This is a genomic window from Nocardioides dilutus, from assembly GCF_054779555.1.
This window is the reverse complement of record NZ_BAAGYA010000001.1, coordinates 79,343-95,841: the sequence shown is the minus strand read 5'-3', so window position 1 is coordinate 95,841 and position 16,499 is coordinate 79,343. Positions and strand designations below refer to the sequence as shown.

General features: G+C 70.9%; 14 protein-coding genes. 9 read left to right on the top strand and 5 right to left on the bottom strand.

All coding sequences use genetic code 11. The features are described from left to right. Positions 1–3 precede the first annotated feature (3 nt). From ACYVC6_RS00500 to ACYVC6_RS00490, 3 genes are read left to right on the top strand one after another with little or no spacing between them, the layout of a single operon-like run. Positions 4–915: a branched-chain amino acid ABC transporter permease gene (locus tag ACYVC6_RS00500; RefSeq protein ID WP_460709842.1), complete on the top strand. Its 912-nt coding sequence runs from the start codon at positions 4–6 to the stop codon at positions 913–915. Next, positions 912–2,039: a branched-chain amino acid ABC transporter permease gene (locus ACYVC6_RS00495; RefSeq protein ID WP_460709840.1), complete on the top strand. Its 1,128-nt coding sequence runs from the start codon at positions 912–914 to the stop codon at positions 2,037–2,039. Before ACYVC6_RS00500 ends, ACYVC6_RS00495 begins: the two co-directional genes overlap by 4 nt. Before the next feature lie 34 nt (positions 2,040–2,073). Then, positions 2,074–3,357, top strand: coding sequence for an ABC transporter substrate-binding protein (locus ACYVC6_RS00490; RefSeq protein WP_460709838.1), 1,284 nt, complete (start codon positions 2,074–2,076; stop codon positions 3,355–3,357). A gap of 4 nt (positions 3,358–3,361) precedes the next feature. On the opposite strand, the gene ACYVC6_RS00485 is transcribed toward ACYVC6_RS00490, so the two are convergent. After that, a complete protein-coding gene (locus ACYVC6_RS00485) occupies positions 3,362–5,143 on the bottom strand; it encodes an ATP-binding protein (protein WP_460709836.1) in 1,782 nt (593 codons plus the stop codon). Positions 5,144–5,216: 73 nt separating this feature from the next. On the opposite strand from ACYVC6_RS00485, the gene purF reads away from it, so the two are divergent. The 3 genes from purF (at position 5,217) to ACYVC6_RS00470 (ending at position 8,123) form a co-directional block, all read left to right on the top strand. Further along, complete coding sequence (gene purF, locus ACYVC6_RS00480; RefSeq protein WP_460709834.1) at positions 5,217–6,716, top strand: amidophosphoribosyltransferase; 1,500 nt, start codon at positions 5,217–5,219, stop codon at positions 6,714–6,716. Further along, a complete protein-coding gene (gene purM, locus ACYVC6_RS00475; protein ID WP_460709832.1) occupies positions 6,713–7,801 on the top strand; it encodes a phosphoribosylformylglycinamidine cyclo-ligase in 1,089 nt (362 codons plus the stop codon). Before purF ends, purM begins: the two co-directional genes overlap by 4 nt. Positions 7,802–7,931: 130 nt before the next feature. Next, positions 7,932–8,123, top strand: a complete 192-nt coding sequence (locus ACYVC6_RS00470) for a DUF3073 domain-containing protein (RefSeq protein WP_460709830.1) — start codon at positions 7,932–7,934, stop codon at positions 8,121–8,123. A gap of 190 nt (positions 8,124–8,313) precedes the next feature. Here the strand turns inward: ACYVC6_RS00470 and ACYVC6_RS00465 are convergent, their stop codons facing one another. The 3 genes from ACYVC6_RS00465 to ACYVC6_RS00455 form a co-directional block, all read right to left on the bottom strand. Continuing rightward, on the bottom strand, positions 8,314–9,450 hold the full coding sequence (locus tag ACYVC6_RS00465) for a Glu/Leu/Phe/Val family dehydrogenase (RefSeq protein WP_460709828.1): 1,137 nt from the start codon (positions 9,448–9,450) through the stop codon (positions 8,314–8,316). Positions 9,451–9,554: 104 nt separating this feature from the next. Continuing rightward, the gene (locus ACYVC6_RS00460) at positions 9,555–10,544 is read right to left on the bottom strand and encodes a serine/threonine-protein kinase (RefSeq protein ID WP_460709826.1); all 990 of its coding nucleotides are present in this window, start codon (positions 10,542–10,544) and stop codon (positions 9,555–9,557) included. A 66-nt stretch (positions 10,545–10,610) separates the two neighbouring features. After that, a complete protein-coding gene (locus ACYVC6_RS00455) occupies positions 10,611–11,225 on the bottom strand; it encodes a hypothetical protein (protein WP_460709824.1) in 615 nt (204 codons plus the stop codon). Between the two features lie 101 nt (positions 11,226–11,326). Here ACYVC6_RS00455 and ACYVC6_RS00450 point away from each other — a divergent pair, with 101 nt between their 5' ends. Continuing rightward, positions 11,327–11,875, top strand: coding sequence for an RNA polymerase sigma factor (locus tag ACYVC6_RS00450; RefSeq protein WP_460709822.1), 549 nt, complete (start codon positions 11,327–11,329; stop codon positions 11,873–11,875). On the opposite strand, the gene ACYVC6_RS00445 is transcribed toward ACYVC6_RS00450, so the two are convergent. Next, positions 11,872–14,310 (bottom strand): SCO7613 C-terminal domain-containing membrane protein, encoded by a 2,439-nt coding sequence (locus ACYVC6_RS00445; RefSeq protein WP_460709820.1) that lies wholly within the window; start codon positions 14,308–14,310, stop codon positions 11,872–11,874. The two genes, ACYVC6_RS00450 and ACYVC6_RS00445, sit on opposite strands and share 4 nt — an antisense overlap. Positions 14,311–14,408: 98 nt before the next feature. Here ACYVC6_RS00445 and ACYVC6_RS00440 point away from each other — a divergent pair, with 98 nt between their 5' ends. After that, positions 14,409–15,011 carry a 3'-5' exonuclease gene (locus ACYVC6_RS00440; protein ID WP_460709818.1) on the top strand — a complete coding sequence of 201 codons (603 nt, stop codon included), beginning with the start codon at positions 14,409–14,411 and terminating at the stop codon, positions 15,009–15,011. 70 nt (positions 15,012–15,081) lie between these two features. Continuing rightward, complete coding sequence (locus ACYVC6_RS00435; protein WP_460709816.1) at positions 15,082–16,434, top strand: LYR motif-containing protein; 1,353 nt, start codon at positions 15,082–15,084, stop codon at positions 16,432–16,434. Positions 16,435–16,499: the final 65 nt, after the last annotated feature.

The window sequence follows — 16,499 nt, the reverse complement described above, 5'->3', positions numbered from 1 at the left end:
CAGATGACCGAGCTCCTGGAGGCGCTGCTGCGGGGCCTGGGCACCGGGTCCATCTACGCGATGCTCGCGCTCGCGTTCGTCATCGTGTTCAAGGCCACCGGGGTCATCAACTTCGCGCAGCCGGCGATGATGCTGGCCGGCGCCACCATCGCCACCTACATCGGCCCGGCGATCGGCATCGTGCTGTTCGCCGGCCTCTCCTTCTTCCTCTCGGTCGGGATCGCCGCGCTGCTCACCGCCCTCATCGCGCTGCTGATCGAGCGGGCCGCGATCCGGCCGATGGTCGGCCGCCCGGCGTTCGTGGTCGCGATCATCACGATCGGCATCGACATCGCGGTGCGGGTCGTGGCCGGTGGCTTCATCGGACTCGGCGCCCGGCCTGTCCCCAACCCCTGGGGCCTCGACGGGGTCGACCTCGCCGGCGTCAGGGTCCAGCAGCGGCACCTCGTCTCGCTGGCGGTGCTCACCGTCGTCGTGCTGGCGCTGCTCTACTTCTACCGCCGCACCCGCTACGGCCTGGCCATGCGGGCGGCGGCGTTCGACCAGGAGGCGGCGCTGACCCAGGGCGTCAACGTCGGCAACGTGTTCGCCCTCTCGTGGGCGCTGGCGGGAGCCCTGGCCGCGGTGGCGGGCAGCCTGCTCGCGATCAGTGCCGGTGTCGACCGCCGGATCTGGGTCGTGGCGCTCATCGCCCTGCCCGCGATCATCCTGGGCGGACTGGACTCCCTCGAGGGCGCGGTCATCGGCGGGCTCGCGGTCGGTGTGGTCCAGGCGCTGGTGGGAAGCTACCAACGCGACATCGCTCCGTGGCTGGGGGACAACTTCTCCGTGGTCGCGCCCTACGTCCTGATGCTCCTCGTGCTGATGGCCAAGCCCTACGGCATCTTCGGCACTCCCGAGGTGAGACGCGTGTGACGACCGTGACCTCGACAGGACGGCTGCGCGGGCGGCCCCAGCTCTACCGCTCCTACGCCCAGGAGCTGGCGCTGTTCAACACCCGGCCCAAGCAGGTCTGGGTCGGCGTCATCGTGCTGGTCTCCTTCCTACTGCCGTTCCTGCTCTCCGACTCCCTGCTGCAGACCCTGGCGCTCGGGTTCGCCTTCGCGATCGGCGCCCTGGGACTCAACATCGTCACGGGCCTGGCCGGCCAGGTCTCCCTGGGTCATGCGTTCTTCCTCGGAGTCGGCGCCTACACGGCCGCGGCGATCTCGGGCGACCCGGACGGCCGGACGATCGGCTTCGGCGTCACCAACATCCTGGTGTGGCTCCCGGCGGCCGGTCTGGTCGCGGCGGTCGCGGGCGTGCTGGTCGCACCGCTGGCGACCCGGCTGCGCGGTCTCTACCTGGCGATCGTGACCCTCGGGCTGGTGTTCATCGGCGAGTTCGTCTTCGGCGAGTGGAGCAACCTCACCGGCGGCAACGGCGTCGGCCGTGAGGCGGCGGTCCCCGAGCTGTTCGGCTACGACTTCTCCCGCGACTCCGACGCGTTCACGGCCGACCAGAACCTCTACCTGTTGATGCTCGTGCTGATGCTGGTGTTCGCGCTGGGCGCCCGCAACCTTGCGCGGTCCCGGGTGGGCCGGGCCTTCTCGGCGGTGCGGGACCGCGACATGGCCGCGGAGATGATGGGTATCAACCTGCCCCGCACCAAGACCGTCGCGTTCGGCATCAGCTCGTTCTACGCCGGCTGCGCGGGCGCCCTGATCTACTCGATCATCGGGTTCTTCGAGCCCAACAGCTTCTCGCTGCTGCTCTCGGTGCAGTTCATCGCCATGGTGCTCATCGGGGGGGCCGGCACGGTCAGCGGGACCATCATGGGCGCGCTGTTCATCTCGTTGCTGCCCACGCTGACCCGCGAGCTGCCGTCGTACCTGCCGGTCATCTCCGCCCAGGTGACCGAGACCCCCAACATCTACCAGCTCGAGTCGATCCTCTACGGGCTGCTCATCGTGGGCTTCCTGCTCTTCGAGCCCCGCGGGCTCTTCGGCATCTGGGTCCGGATCCGCAACTACTGGAAGGGCTGGCCGTTCAGCTACTGAGCGGCGGCCACACTATGGAGGAGATGGTGTTGTGATGCTACGCAGGACAGGAGTGCTGCTCGCGGCACTCGCCCTTGTCGCGACCGGTTGTCGCGACGACGGGGGCGACGACGGCGGCGACGGGGCCTCGGCCCCCGGGGTCACGGACGAGGCATGTCCCGACGCGGTCAACGAGGACAACGGGTGCATCTACCTCGGCACCATCTCCGACCTCACCCAGGGGCCGTTCGCGCCGCTGGGCGTGCCGATCACCGACGCCCAGGCGGCGTTCTGGCAGCGCGTCAACGAGGACGGCGGCATCGGCGGCTACGACATCAACGTCAGCGAGTACGTCCGCGACAACCTCTACAACCCGCAGACGCACAAGCAGGTCTACGGCGAGATCGAGGGCGACGTGCTGGCTCTGGCCCAGACCCTGGGGTCACCGACGACGCTGGCGATCCTCCCGGACATGAAGCGCGACGAGATGGTCGGCGCGCCTGCCTCCTGGACGTCGCTGTGGGCCTTCGAGGACTCGATCCTCGAGTCCGGCACCAACTACTGCGTCGAGGGCATGAACGCCGTCGACTACATGGTCGCCGAGAAGGGCATCAAGAGCGTGATGGCTGTGCACTACCCCGGTGACTACGGCGGTGACGGTGCGGCGGGGGCGGAGATCGCGGCGGAGGCCAACGGCCTGGACTACACCGGCGTCGAGACTGCGCCGGGCCAGGAGGAGCAGGCGGGCGCCATCGCGGCCATCCTGGACGCCAAGCCGGATCTGGTGATCCTCGGGACGGCGCCGACCGAGACCGCGGTCATCGTCGGCCAGACCGCGGCACAGGGCTTCACGGGCCAGTTCATCGGCCTCGGGCCCACCTGGAACCCCGCCCTGCTCGCGACGCCGTCGGCTCCCGCCCTGGAGGCGTTGTACCTGCAGTCGGGCTACTGGGGACCCTTCGGCTCGGACACCCCGGGCCACGAGGCGATGCGGGAGGCGCTCGGCGAGGTCGAGCAGCCCAACGACGGCTACACGGCCGGCTGGGCCTGGTCCTACCCGCTCAAGGCCGCGCTCGAGGAGTGGCTGGAAGGCGACTACGACAAGGACCGGGCCGGCCTGCTCGAGGCCGTCCAGTCGCTGGAGACCATCGACTACGAGGGCATGCTGCCGGAGGAGGCCGGCAACCGCAGCGGCGAACCCAACGACAACATCTTCAGGGAGTCCGTGCTCAGCAAGGTCGACAAGGCCGCACCGTCCGGGGTGTCGCTGATCCAGGACTTCACGGCCGGCCCGACGGCCGAGGGCTACACCTTCGAGGGTGCCTGCTTCGAGGGCTGACCCGTCAGGCCGGCTCGGCGGCCGGCAGCACGACACTGAACGTGCTGCCGGCCCCGAGCTCGGACTCCAGGTGCAGACGGCCGCCGTGGCGAGCCACGATCCGGGCCACGATGGTGAGCCCCAGGCCGGTCCCGGGCTGGGCGACCGCCTGGGGGTTGTTGGACCGGAAGAACTCGGTGAAGAGCTGCTCCTGGTCGTCGGCGGAGATCCCGATGCCGGTGTCGACGACCTCCAAGGTCACCTCGTCCCCGGCGCGGCTCAGCGACACCGTGACGGTGCCACCGCCTGGCGTGTACTTCACGGCGTTGCCCACGAGGTTGGCGACGACGTGGTCGAGCTCGGTGGCCGCGCCGAGCACGTGCACGGGACGCTCGCTGCACCTCGTGAGCAGCTCGACACCGTGGGTCTGGGCGGTCACGGACAGCATGTCGACGACCTCGTCGACGATGGACCCGAGGTCCACCGGTGCGGCGATCAACGGGGTGTCCGGGTCGCCGACCTTCGCGAGCATCATCAGGTCGTCGACGATCCGTAGCAGGCGCCTTGCGCCCCGGTCGATGGCCTGGAGCGAGATCCTGGCTTCGGGCTGCACGTCGGAGTCGTCCAGCAGCTCCAGGTGGGCGCTGATCGCCGTCAGCGGGTTCTTCAGCTCATGGGAGAGGGTTGAGATGAGCTGGCCCTTGTAGGCGTCGAGCGCCTGCAGCTCCGCCACCAGCTCGCGCTCGCGCTCGTAGGTGCGCGCGTTGAGCACGGCCCGGCCGACGTCGAGCCCGATGTCGTGGGCGGCGCTGATCTCCACGGGCGACCACTCCGGGTCGTCCGCGCCACGGGTCAGCACCAGCGCCCCGACGCACTCCTGACCAGCGCCCAGCGGGACGAACAGCATCGACACGACCTCGATACTGGTGAGGAAGTCGTAGACCAGCTGCCGCGGGCGCGGCGGCAGCAGGGACTCCTCCGACCCGACCGTGACCATGTCGACGGCCTGCCGGCTCCACGCGTCGTGCGCGGAGGCCTCGGCGATCGCCTTGACCTCGTCGGGGATCTCGATGTGGACGCCTTCAGGCGCCCAGACCCGCCCGCTCCCCGGCCGCCCCACCGTGTCGAACGTCTGGACCCAGAGCCCGGCGGCGGCCCCGAAACCCTCCACCATCGCTTCGTTGCAGGCCGCGAGCAGCGCCTCCATCGTCAGCTCGGTCGACATGTTGCGCACGATCTGCCGGGCCGCCTCGGCGAGCCTCACCTGCTCGGCCAGGACCTCGCGGTCGAGCGCGGCTAGCACCGCGCGGGCCGCCTGCCCGGCGTAGGCATCGAGGATCCGGCGCTGCTCGGGGCCGGGCCGGCGTCCGTTGAGGGGGAGGTCCAGGGACAGCATCCCGATCAGCCGGGCCTCGTCGTCGTACAACGGCGCCACCAGCAGGTCCAGCGGATGCCAGGCGTCCTCGATGTCGAGGGGCTCCACGTCCGGCACCCAGCCGAGGTTGTCGTTGGTGGGGCTGATCCGCTCGTGCGGGAGGAACCTGAAGGCACCCCAGTCGTCAGCGTGCGAGATCTCCTCGAGCATGTGGTCGATCGGGGTCCGGGTCCCGGTCAGCTGCTTGCGTGCGTCCTCGCTGCCGCTGATCGCCTCCACGACCAGGTCCGAGCCGCGCACGACACTGATCGCGGCCACGCCGAAGCCACCGACGTCGGTGACGACGTCCGCGATGAGCTGGAACGCGTCCAACGACGCCAGGGGACGTCGTTCCCAGGCGGCGAATGCGGCCGGCGCGGCAGTCAGGCTCATGACCTTTCCAGAGTAGGCAAGGACCTGGCTCCCCGTGGCGGTTCGCCGAAGACACCGAACCACCTCGGCGGGGATGCGGGCGCGGGCCCGAGGTTTCCCTAGACTGACCAGCGTGTGTGGGGTCTTCGGCGTCTGGGCGCCGGGCGAGGACGTGGCCAAGCTGGCCTACTTCGGGCTTTACGCACTCCAGCACCGCGGCCAGGAGTCGGCGGGCATCGCGGTCAGCAACGGCCGGCAGATCCTGGTCTACAAGGACATGGGCCTGGTCTCGCAGGTCTTCGACGAGACGACTCTCGACTCGTTCCAGGGTCATCTGGCGATCGGCCACGCGCGCTACTCCACGACCGGTGCGAGCACCTGGAAGAACGCGCAGCCGACGTTCCGCCCTACCGCGGACGGGTCCATCGCCCTGGGCCACAACGGCAACCTGATCAACGCCCACGACCTCGCCCGGATGGTCGACGAGCTGCCCGACCCGGACGGTGAGCTGCCGCTGCACACCCGCGACATCGAGACCTCCACCAACGACACGGGTCTGGTCACCGCGCTCCTGGCGCACCACCCCGACACCTCCCTGGAGCAGCGTGCGCTCGAGGTGCTCCCGCTGCTCGAGGGCGCGTTCTCCTTCGTGTGGATGAACGAGAACACCCTCTACGCCGCTCGCGACCCCGAGGGCATCCGGCCGCTGGTGCTCGGACGCCTCGACCGTGGCTGGGTGGTCGCCTCGGAGGACGCGGCGCTGGCCACGGTCGGCGCCAGCGTGGTCCGCGAGGTCGAGCCGGGCGAGCTGATCGCCATCGACGAGAACGGCCTCCGGTCACACCGGTTCGCCGAGCCCCGGCGCAAGGGCTGCGTCTTCGAGTACGTCTACCTGGCTCGACCCGACGCCACGATCAGCGGTCAGTCCGTGCACGCGGCCCGGGTCGAGATGGGCCGCGAGCTGGCCCGCCAGTTCCCCGTCGAGGCCGACCTGGTGATGCCCGTCCCCGAGTCCGGGACGCCGGCCGCGGCGGGCTACGCCGAGGAGAGCGGCATCCCGTTCGGCCAGGGGTTCGTCAAGAACGCCTACGTCGGCCGCACGTTCATCCAGCCGAGCCAGACGCTGCGCCAGCTCGGCATCCGGCTCAAGCTCAACGCGCTCGAGCACATGGTGCGCGGCAAGCGGTTGGTCGTCGTCGACGACTCGATCGTCCGCGGCAACACCCAACGGGCCCAGGTCCGGATGCTCCGCGAGGCCGGCGCGCTCGAGGTCCACGTCCGGATCTCGTCGCCGCCGGTGAAGTGGCCGTGCTTCTACGGCATCGACTTCGCCACCCGGGCCGAGCTGATCGCCAACGGGCTCGAGGTCGAGGAGATCTGCGCCAGCATCGGCGCCGACAGCCTCGGCTACATCTCGCTCGAGGGCATGATCGAGGCGACCGGCCAGCCGAGCGACTCGTTGTGCAAGGCCTGCTTCACCGGCGACTACCCGATCGCGCTCCCCGACGAGAGCCTCCTGGGCAAGCACCTGCTCGAGGCGACGCTGTCGTCGCCCACTCTGGGCCGCGCCCTCCCGGTGCTGAACAACCCATGACCGACGCCCACCCCGGCTCCTACCCCGGCTCCTACGCCGAGGCCGGCGTCTCGATCGAGGCCGCCGACCGGGCCGTCGACCTGATGAAGGCCTGGGTCGAGAAGGCCCGCCGTCCCGAGATGATCGGCGGCATCGGCGGCTTCGCCGGCCTCTTCGACGCGTCCGCGCTCACGACGTACAAGCGCCCCTTGCTCGCCACCTCGACCGACGGCGTGGGCACCAAGGTGGCCATCGCGCAGGCGATGGACATCCACGACACGATCGGGTTCGACCTGGTCGGCATGGTCGTCGACGACCTGGTCGTCTGCGGCGCGGAGCCGCTCTTCATGACCGACTACATCGCCTGCGGGCGGGTCGTCCCGGAGCGGATCGCGGCGATCGTCAAGGGCATCGCCGAGGCCTGCGTCGAGGCGGGCTGCGCTCTGGTCGGCGGGGAGACCGCCGAGCACCCCGGGCTGCTCGGCCCAGACGACTACGACGTCGCAGGTGCGACCACCGGTGTGGTCGAGGCCGACGACCTGCTCGGCCCGGCCCTGGTCCGGCCCGGCGACGCGGTGCTGGCGATGGCCTCCAGCGGCCTGCACTCCAACGGCTACTCGCTGGTGCGGCACGTCGTCGCGAAAGCGGGCTGGCAGCTCGACCGTGACGTGCCCGAGCTGGGCCGGACGCTGGGGGAGGAGCTCCTCGTCCCGACCCGCATCTACGCCAAGGCCTGCCTGGCACTGGCCCGCTCAGGCGGCACGCACGCGATGGCGCACGTCACGGGCGGCGGCCTCGCCGCCAACCTGGCCCGGGTCGTGCCCGAGGAACTGACCGCCACCCTGGAGCGCGGCACCTGGACCCCGCCCCCGATCTTCGACGTGGTCCGCCAGGCCGGCGGCATACCCCAGCCGGACCTCGAGGCAACGCTCAACTGCGGCGTGGGGATGGTCGCCCTGCTCGAGCCCGGGCGCATCGATGCGGCCGTGGCCCTGCTCGCGGAGTTCGGCATCCACGCCTGGGTGGCGGGCGAGGTCTCGGCCGCCACCGGCTCCGACGGCGGCATTGTCAGCCTGGTCGGTCAGCACCCCGGCTGGACTTCCTGACTCGAGGCTCAGGGGAACTCACCGTAGTACTGGTGTGCGGGAACACCCACCGAGCAGGTAGCGTTGTCCTCACGAAGAAACTGATGTAGTCCGGGAGCCACGGTGCCCCGGCGAGCGTGCGAGGGACCCTATGGGCCGCGGCCGAGCAAAAGCCAAGCAGACGAAGGTCGCCCGCGACCTGAAGTACCGCACTCACGACACGGACTTCAGTGCGTTGGCCAGTGAGCTCCACAAGGAGAGCGACTCCTCGGAGGAGCAGGTCGATGTCGACCCCGAGGTTCTCGAGAAGTGGTCGGACTACGCCGGCCCCTCCCGAGACTAGCTCGCTCAGCGAGCGTCAGCGAGCAAGCGAGCGGCGCTGGTCGAGGAAGGCGCGCTAGCGCCTGTCGCGAGACCAGGTGACCTGGTACTGGAACCCGACTGCGACGGCTGAGTCGTGGTCCGGTCCCAGCGGCGGCTCACCACGTCTCGCGACGGTCGCTGCGCGACCTCCTCGACGACCGTCCGCGTCACTAGCTCGCTGCGCTCGCATCGCTCGCTGTCCAGATCCCGCGTAGCCGCCCGACGTCGCGCATGCGACGCTCGGCGAGCCGGTCTGCCGCGATCGCGGGCGGCACCCCTTCGGAGGCGGCGAGCTCGAACACCGAGTAGGTCGTGTCGTAGATCCCGCTCGCCCGCAGCTGGGCGCGCTCGAAGCTGAAGCCGGACGGGTCGAGCTCGTCGGCGACCTGGATCAGCCCACCGGAGTTGACGCAGTAGTCGGGTGCGTAGTGGATCCCGCGCTCGGCCAGGGCCTTCTCCACCCCGGGGTGGGCGAGCTGGTTGTTGGCGGCGCCGCACACGATGGTCGCCGAGCCTGAGGACAAGGTGTCGACGACCTCGTCGGTCAGGGCACCGCCCAGGGCGCAGGGGGCGTAGACATCGAGTTGCTCGGCGACCAGCGCCGGCGTCGAGGCGACAGCCCGGACATCTGGGTGCTCGTCACGGACCCGGTCCAGCGCGGCGGGCGAGACGTCGGTGACGATGACGGTGGCGCCCTCCCCGACCAGGTGGGTGACGAGGTGGTGGCCCACCTTGCCGACGCCCGCGACCCCGACGGTGCGGCCCTCGAGGGACGGCGAGCCCCAGGCGAACGCCGCGGCCGCGCGCATCCCCTGCCAGACGCCGTACGCCGTGAGCACCGAGCTGTCGCCCGCTCCGCCGTGGGCGACCGAGCGGCCGGTGACGTAGGAGCACTCGCGGGCGATGTCGTCCATGTCGGGGGAGAACGTGCCGACGTCGCAGGCGGTGTAGTAGCGCCCGCCGAGGGACTGCACGAACCGGCCGTAGGCGCGCAGCAGCGCCTCGGACTTCAACGTGGCCGGGTCACCGATGATGACGGCCTTGCCACCGCCCAGGTCTAGGCCGGCGAGCGCGGCCTTGTAGGACATTCCGCGGGACAGGTCGAGGACGTCGGCCAGCGCATCGGCCGTCGAGGCGTAGGGATAGAAGCGGGTGCCGCCGAGGGCAGGGCCGAGGGCCGTGGAGTGGATCGCGACGATCGCGCGGAGCCCGGTGGCGGCGTCGTTGCAGAAGACGACCTGCTCGTGGTGGGCGCCGGCCTCGAAGACGTCGAGGCTGCCAGGAATGCGCAGAGCTGCTGAGGTCATGGGTGGACCCGCTTCCGTGTGTGGCCACGAGGGTGGTGTGGCGCGGTTGTGTGGCCCGCAGGGGTGGCGCGGACTACTCCCAGGTTACGCGCCGACCGGCGGCTTCACCGAAGGACCGCGGTCACGGCGTACGACGCCCCGAAGGCGACCACCACGAGCAGCAGGCAGACGAGCGTGAGCAGCACCGGCCGACCGGCTCGGGCCTCGTTCTCGTCCGCGGCCGGCCCGGTGATCACGGTCGACGGGTCCTCCAGACGTGTCGACCTCCGGCGGTTCGTGACGACGGTCCGGGGCAGTGCCTCGGCGAGGTCCTCGGCGAGCGCACCCACGTCGGGATGCCGGCGGCCCGGGTCCGGGTCGAGGGAGCGCAGCAGCACGTCGTCGACGGCGGCCGGCAGGTCCGCGAGTCGCGACGGGGTGACCGGCAGGGACGCATGCAGGAGGTCGCTGACGGTGCCGGTGCGCGCCAGCGCTCCGGTGAGGAGCTGGTAGGCCACGGCCGCCAGTGCGTGGACGTCCGCGCGGGTGTCGATGCCCTCCCCGGTGACCTGCTCCGGTGCCATGTAGGCGGGGGTGCCGACCACCTGCGTGAGGCCGCTGGCGTGCAGCATCGCCTTGGCCACGCCCAGGTCCGCCACGAGCAGCCGCTCACCGGCGCTGCCGCCGCTGCGGAGCAAGAGGTTCTGCGGCTTCACGTCGCGGTGGACGACCCCCAGCTCGTGCAGGACGGCCAGCCCGGCCGCCGCCTGCTCGACGAGGTCGACCACGCGCTGCGCAGGGACCGGCTCACCATCCTCCACGAGATGAGCGAGCGAGCCGAGGTCGGCGTAGGTCATGACGAAGTAGGGCGTGGTGTCGACCTCGCCGATGTCGTAGACCCGGACCACGTGGTCGGAGTCCGCGCGCCGAAGGATCCGCGCCTCCTCCAGAAAACGCTCGCGCACGTCGAGACGCTGGGCCCAGTTGTCTGCCAGCGCCTTCACCGCGACGTCCGAGCGCAGCTCCTCGTCGCGGTAGAGCCAGACCGTCGCGAACCCGCCGACGCCCAGCCGGTCGACGCGCTCGAGGCGGCCGAGACGCGCGGGCAGGGTCACCCGGGCATGGTGCCACGTGTGTGGCAGGCGCCCGGGTGACCCTCACCCCCATGAGTGCAGGGCGAATCAGATGGGCTGGCCGTTCTTGAACTGCTTGACGTAGACGTACTGGGTCGCGCGCACCGACACGCCGGCCTCTCCGGTGTTGTCGTTGGTGAACGAGCCGGTGATGACGACCGGGGTGTTGTTGGCCGTGATCTGGATCGTGCCCCCGAACGCGGTCTGGGCCGCGTTGCCGCCGCCGTCGGGGACGTCGGCGGTGTAGGCCTTGCCGAAGCCGTCGAGCAGCCCGGGGATCGTCACGACCCCGAAGTCGGCGCCCGAGGGAGCCGGGCCGTCGATGTGCCAGAACTGGGCGACGCCGTCGATCTGCCAGGTGCCCTTGTCGAGCACCAGGGTCACCAGCGGGGTCTCGCCGGACGCGGCGACCTCGACCACCCGGGCTCCGCCCAGGCCCGGAGCGGGGTTGACCGGAGTCGTGGCGCTCACGACGTTCTCGGTGGCGGTGAAGCGGGCGAAGTTGTTGGCGGTCAGGTCGCGGGTCTGGATCGTGCCGTCCTTGATCTGCGCGGAGGTGATCTGGGTGGCGGCGTACGCCGAGCCGGCGGCCACCATGGCCACCACGGCGCTGCCTGCGACGACTGCTCCGACCTTGCTGTGCAGGATGTTGCGGATCCTCATGACTCTCCTTCGTCGTCCCGGGCGCGACGGGAAACCCCGTCTAGGGGTAAAGCGCTGATGGCGCTGGGAGCGTTACGAGCAGCGTTACGTAGTGTTCGGGTGTGGCCGACCCGGCGGAGCTTGACGACCTCGCGCGGCGGGCCGCCGCCGGCGACGCCGGCGCCCTCGACCAGCTCCTGGCCGAGATCCAGCCGCGCGTGCGCCGGATCTGCGGCCGGATGCTCCTGTTCCCCGAGGATGCCGACGAGGCAGCCCAGGACGCCCTGCTGCTGGTGGCGACCAAGATCGGCGGGTTCGAGGGCCGCAGTCGCTTCACGACCTGGCTGCACGCCGTCGCCTCCAACAGCGCCCGCGGGACCTACCGCACTCTCAAGCGCAGGGCCGCCGAGCGGCTGACCGACGAGCTGCCGTTGCACGTGGATCCGCGCACCACGAGCGTGATCGCCGGCAGCCGACTCGACCTGCTGGACGCCCTGGAGATCCTCGGGTCCGAGCGCCCGGAGCTGGTCGAACCGCTCGTGCTCCGTGACGTGCAGGAGCTCGACTACAACGAGATCGCGTCGCTGCTCGGCGTGCCGCTCGGCACCGTCAAGTCCCGCATCCACGCGGCCCGCACCGCGGTGCGCCCGCTGCTGAGGGTCAGCGACTAACGCAGCCGGCCGAGGTAGGCCGCGGCGTGCTGGAGGTTGCGCATCCGTGACTCCCAGGTGATCCCGCAGGCGATCAGCAGCGTCCCGGCAGTGCCGATGAGCACCCACTGCGGCGTCTGCAGGGCGTATGGCGCCAGCTCGCGGAGCACGACGAGCCCACCGACCAGGGCGCCGACGACCACCGGGGCGTGCCAGCGCAGCTGGGCCCCGACCAGCAGCAGAGCGAGGCAGGCGACGCCGAGCACGGCGGCCCGGACCGTCACCGGGTCGGCCAGGACCCAGAGCAGCGACGGCACGGTGGCCAGCGCCAGCCCGGGGCCGAGGGTGGGCACCGTCGCCGCGTCGTCAGCGGTGCGGAGGCGGTAGAGGCCCACGAGCACCAGGACCAGCGCGGAGGGGAGGGTGTAGGGCTCCGGTGCCTCGACGCCCAGGTCGGCGAGACGCACCCAGGTGGCGGCGGCCAGCAGCAGCCCGCCGGGCCAGGCGAGCAGCCGGCGCGACGGGTGGACGATCGAGCTGGTCGTGACGAGTGCGCCGGCGAGGGTCAGGTGCACTGCCAGGGAGACAGAGACGTCCGCGGCGTACGGGACGGCGACCGCGGCTGCCACGAGACCGGTGCCGGCCGCGGAGACCTCGATCTCGGCCCGGGCCAGCAGCAGGGCCAACAGGCCCAGCACCACGAGGGCGGGCCCCGCGCGCAGGGCCGGGTCGACCTCGGCGAGCTCGGCAACCGACCAGAGCAGCGCACCGACTGCGGCGGGCAGTGCCAGGCCCGAGACCTCCTCAGCGAACGGGAACCGACCAAGCGCCAGCGTCAGGACCAACCCCACGACGACGAGGGCCAGCGCCGTGGTCGTCAGCACGATGCTCGGCAACGCGGCAACGACCAGGACGAGTCCGGCAACACCCGCCCCGGCGGCGAGGAACGGCGCCGGCTTGTCGCGGCCGCGCAGGGCGAGCGCCAGCAGTCCGCCGGCGACGGCGGCGAGGACGGCGAGGACGACCCATAGAGGGACGGGGTAGAGACCGAGGGTGCCGAAGCCTGCGACAGCGAGCGCACCTGCGGCGGCCAGGATCATCCGCCGCGCCCGAGGGAGGGCGAGGAAGCAGGAGACGGTCAGAGCGGCGGTGCAGGCGAGGAGCAGGAGCGGGTGGAGGGGCTGGTCGGTCGGGACGAGGCGAACCGACGCGGACTCGGTGAGCGGTGCGCCCACCGACCCGACGGCGGCGACTGCGTGAACCAGCAGCGCGAGCGCTGCCATGAGAACCCCCACGGCGCCAGCGGCGAGCGGCACCCGCGGCACGGCGTACCAGTCCGGCGGCGTGACGGCCGCGACCAGAGCCCACGTCAGGCTCACCGCGATGGCCATGCCGGTGACCTCGGTCGCCGTGCCGTCGAGGCCCGGAAGCACGATCGCGAACGTGACGGCGCCGGCCACCAGCGCCGCACATCCCTGACGTACCAGGGGCTCGGACCAGGCGACGGCCCAGAGGAGCAGCGAGAGCGCGCTGATCAGGAGCAGCTCCCAACCGTGACCCTCCACCCAGAGCTGGCGCACCGTCGGATGCCCGGCCGCCTCGCCGAGTGACCACAGACCGGCGCCGGCCCAGCTCGCTGCGGCGAGCAGGCCGGCGACCCAGGCGAGCACCTCGGCACCGCACCGCCGGCCCAGCGCGCAGAGCCCAGCGAGGGCGAGCACGGACACGGGTCCCGCGAGGTCGACGGCCGAGACGGCGTACGACGTCCAGTCGACGGTGGCCAGCCCGAGGGCCAGGCCGGCGGGCGCTGCGAGCTGCGGGACCACCAGACGGCCCGGTCGCAGGGACAGGGCGACCCCCGGGACCAGGAGCCCGAGGCCGACGACACGGAGAAGCTCCTGGAAGGAGAGCTCCCCGAGCCAGCCGGCGTTGTCGGCGCCGACGAGGTCGAGCACGACCAATCCGAAGGCGACCGTGGTGAGCGCCTCCGCGGCGACCCTGAGACCCCTGCCTCCGAGGACGCTGCCGGCCGCGCCGGCGGCGGCGGTCAGAAGCAGCAGGACGGCGGTGCGGCCACCGATGCCCAGCCACGTCCAGGCGACCGCCAGGAAGATCACTGCCGCCACCAGCAGACAGGTGGCGCCGAGACCGAGCAGGATCCTCGGGATCGACGCCCCACGCAGCCCGTGGCGCGCAGGGGGACGGGGAGCTGGGGGCGGGAGGGCGGAGGCCGGGGGAGGGGTGGTGGGTGGAGCAGCGGTGACGGGAGCGATAGCCGAGGCGCGGAGCCGGTCGAGGATGTCGTCGGCCTCGCGCAGCGTGCCGAGCAGCTGGGTGGCCAGGAACCCCTGGAGAGGGAGGCCGCAGGCCGGGCACCGGAAGGGGGATGGGGGCAGCGTGGTGCGACAGTCGGGGCAGCGGGTGGCGTCGGCGTAGCGCGGTCGGGTCGCGGTCATACCCTCATTGCGTCACCTGCTCGACCTGGGGTGAAGCGGCCCCTGACTCAGCCTGTCGTGAGTGCCGACGCTCAGGCAGCCCGTAGTCTCGGAACGCCATGACTGCCAGGAACCACAGGGACGCGCCGGAGTGCTTCATCTCGGTGGACATCGAGACCGCCGGCCCGGTCCCGTCGAAGTACGCGATGCTCTCCATCGGGGCCTGCCTGGTCGACGATCCCGAGCAGGCGTTCTACGTCGAGCTGAAGCCCGAGCACACCGCGGCCACCGCGGAGGCGCTGGCCGTGACCGGGCTGTCGATGGAGCACCTGATGTCACGCGGCGAGCGGCCCGAGCGGGCGATGAGCATGTTCGAGGACTGGGTCCTCACCCAGACGCCGGCCGCGCATCGCCCGGTCTTCACGGCGTTCAACGCGGCGTTCGACTGGATGTTCATCGCCGACTACTTCGAGCGCTTCCTGGGCCGGAACCCGTTCGGTTACTCGGCCCTGGACATCAAGGCCTTCGCGATGGGCAGCGGCAACACCTCATGGGCCGAGACAAGCATGGACGTCCTCGCGGCCCGTCATCTCGGTGGCCGAGCACTGACGCACAACGCGATGAGGGATGCCCAGGACCAGGCGGAGCTGTTCCGGCACCTGCTCGACGAGCGGAGCGCCCTCACCGACGGCCCGACCACGACAGTGACCGTCGGCGGCTGACCCGCGAGCAGGTCGCCAACCGCCCGAAGGTGCCATTCCGGGCAAGGGCGATGGAGGGTCAGACTCAGGCATGACCACGACCCCGGAGGATGCCCTCGCTCGGCTGCAGGAGTCGGCGAAGCGGTTCAACATCGAGCTGGACGAGGCGGAGACGCGTCGCTGGCTGGATGCGTTGGCGGCCGAGACGACGCCTGACGACGACCCGGACACCCCGGACATCACCGTCACCGAGGACGGCGTGTTCGGTCACCGGGTGACCATGCTCGACTTCAGCCCGGCGGTGCTCGCCCGGTTCCGGCGGATCGGTGAGCTGGTCGACGTCAAGGGCCCCGAGGGGATCGTCGAGGGCGCGCTGGCGATGTCCGGGTCGTCGACCCAGTCCAAGATCCAGGCGTTCCCCGGGGACGGCGACTTCTTCCAGCGGCTGAACATCAAGGCGGCGACGCGCTCCGAGGCCTGCCAGATCCTGGCCAAGGTGCTCCGCGACAACGCGATCGAGCGAGCCAGTGGGCCGACGTACCAGTTCATCGAGGCCAAGTGGAGCCTCTGGCCCTTCGACTGCATGAAGGACGGGGAACCGCAGAAGAAGGGGGGACCGATCAGCTGGCGTCCCGACGAGGTGTTTGCCGGCGAGATGTTCGTGGAGCGGGACGGGGAGCGCGTCCGGCTGGGCTGGGACGAGCTGTGTGAGGAACCGGGCTGGTGCAAGCTCGACTGGGTCGCCGTGGACGCCGACAGCGGGGGTCTGGCCAACGCCAGCAACGTCATCGACCCGACCTGGGAGTCGCCGGACGGCGAGATCGTGGCCCTCGACGGCTACATCGACGCCTACTTCCAGGAGGTCTACCTGGACCAGGAGGAGCTGCCCACGTTCGCCAAGGTGGTGGCCAACGTCTCCGGCGACGCCCTCGACGACTACGTCGAACAGCTCGAGGGGGAGGTCAGGAAGTACCTCGCCCACCCCAACTACGGCAAGGTCGCCAAGCGGATGTACAACGTCTTCCGCTACAGCGGGCGGCACCTGGAGGCGGCGTACGTCCGCGAGCTCTTCGACGAGCCGACCGTCATCCTCTACCAGGTCTGGTCGCTGCTCTGGACGCTCGAGAACGCCGCGGTCGAAGGCTCGACGCTCCCCGAGGAGAACGTCCGCGCCCAGGCCGACGACCTGATCATGACGGTGGTCCAGGCGCTCGAGGGCGTGCAGGAGGAGGAGGTCGTCGCGGCGTTGCTGCGTCTCCGCTCCGCACTCGAGGCCAACCGTGATGAGAACGACCCCGAGGCCGTCGAACGCGAGCTCGACGCGGCCAAGGCTCAGCTGGAGAACGTCATCAACACCTTCTTCCGGGACCGGCTCGTCGCGTTGCCGTCGATCAAGGACTACCTCGACTCCCTGGGCGTGGTCCCGGGAAGCGGTGGCCACTGACCCTGGAGCTGGCAATAGTCCGATCGGGTCATGTCGTTGGGTCCGCGCTGACCCCTAGCGTGTCG

Bases quoted from the DNA above. Each gene is read 5' to 3' on its own strand.
- ACYVC6_RS00500 (WP_460709842.1), top strand. From the start codon at position 4: ATGACCGAGCTCCTGGAGGCGCTGCTGCGGGGCCTGGGCACCGGGTCC.
- ACYVC6_RS00490 (WP_460709838.1), top strand. From the start codon at position 2,074: ATGCTACGCAGGACAGGAGTGCTGCTCGCGGCACTCGCCCTTGTCGCG.
- ACYVC6_RS00485 (WP_460709836.1), bottom strand. From the start codon at position 5,143: ATGAGCCTGACTGCCGCGCCGGCCGCATTCGCCGCCTGGGAACGACGT.
- purF (WP_460709834.1), top strand. From the start codon at position 5,217: ATGCGGGCGCGGGCCCGAGGTTTCCCTAGACTGACCAGCGTGTGTGGG.
- purM (WP_460709832.1), top strand. From the start codon at position 6,713: ATGACCGACGCCCACCCCGGCTCCTACCCCGGCTCCTACGCCGAGGCC.
- ACYVC6_RS00470 (WP_460709830.1), top strand. From the start codon at position 7,932: ATGGGCCGCGGCCGAGCAAAAGCCAAGCAGACGAAGGTCGCCCGCGAC.
- ACYVC6_RS00465 (WP_460709828.1), bottom strand. From the start codon at position 9,450: ATGACCTCAGCAGCTCTGCGCATTCCTGGCAGCCTCGACGTCTTCGAG.
- ACYVC6_RS00455 (WP_460709824.1), bottom strand. From the start codon at position 11,225: ATGAGGATCCGCAACATCCTGCACAGCAAGGTCGGAGCAGTCGTCGCA.
- ACYVC6_RS00445 (WP_460709820.1), bottom strand. From the start codon at position 14,310: ATGACCGCGACCCGACCGCGCTACGCCGACGCCACCCGCTGCCCCGAC.
- ACYVC6_RS00440 (WP_460709818.1), top strand. From the start codon at position 14,409: ATGACTGCCAGGAACCACAGGGACGCGCCGGAGTGCTTCATCTCGGTG.
- ACYVC6_RS00435 (WP_460709816.1), top strand. From the start codon at position 15,082: ATGACCACGACCCCGGAGGATGCCCTCGCTCGGCTGCAGGAGTCGGCG.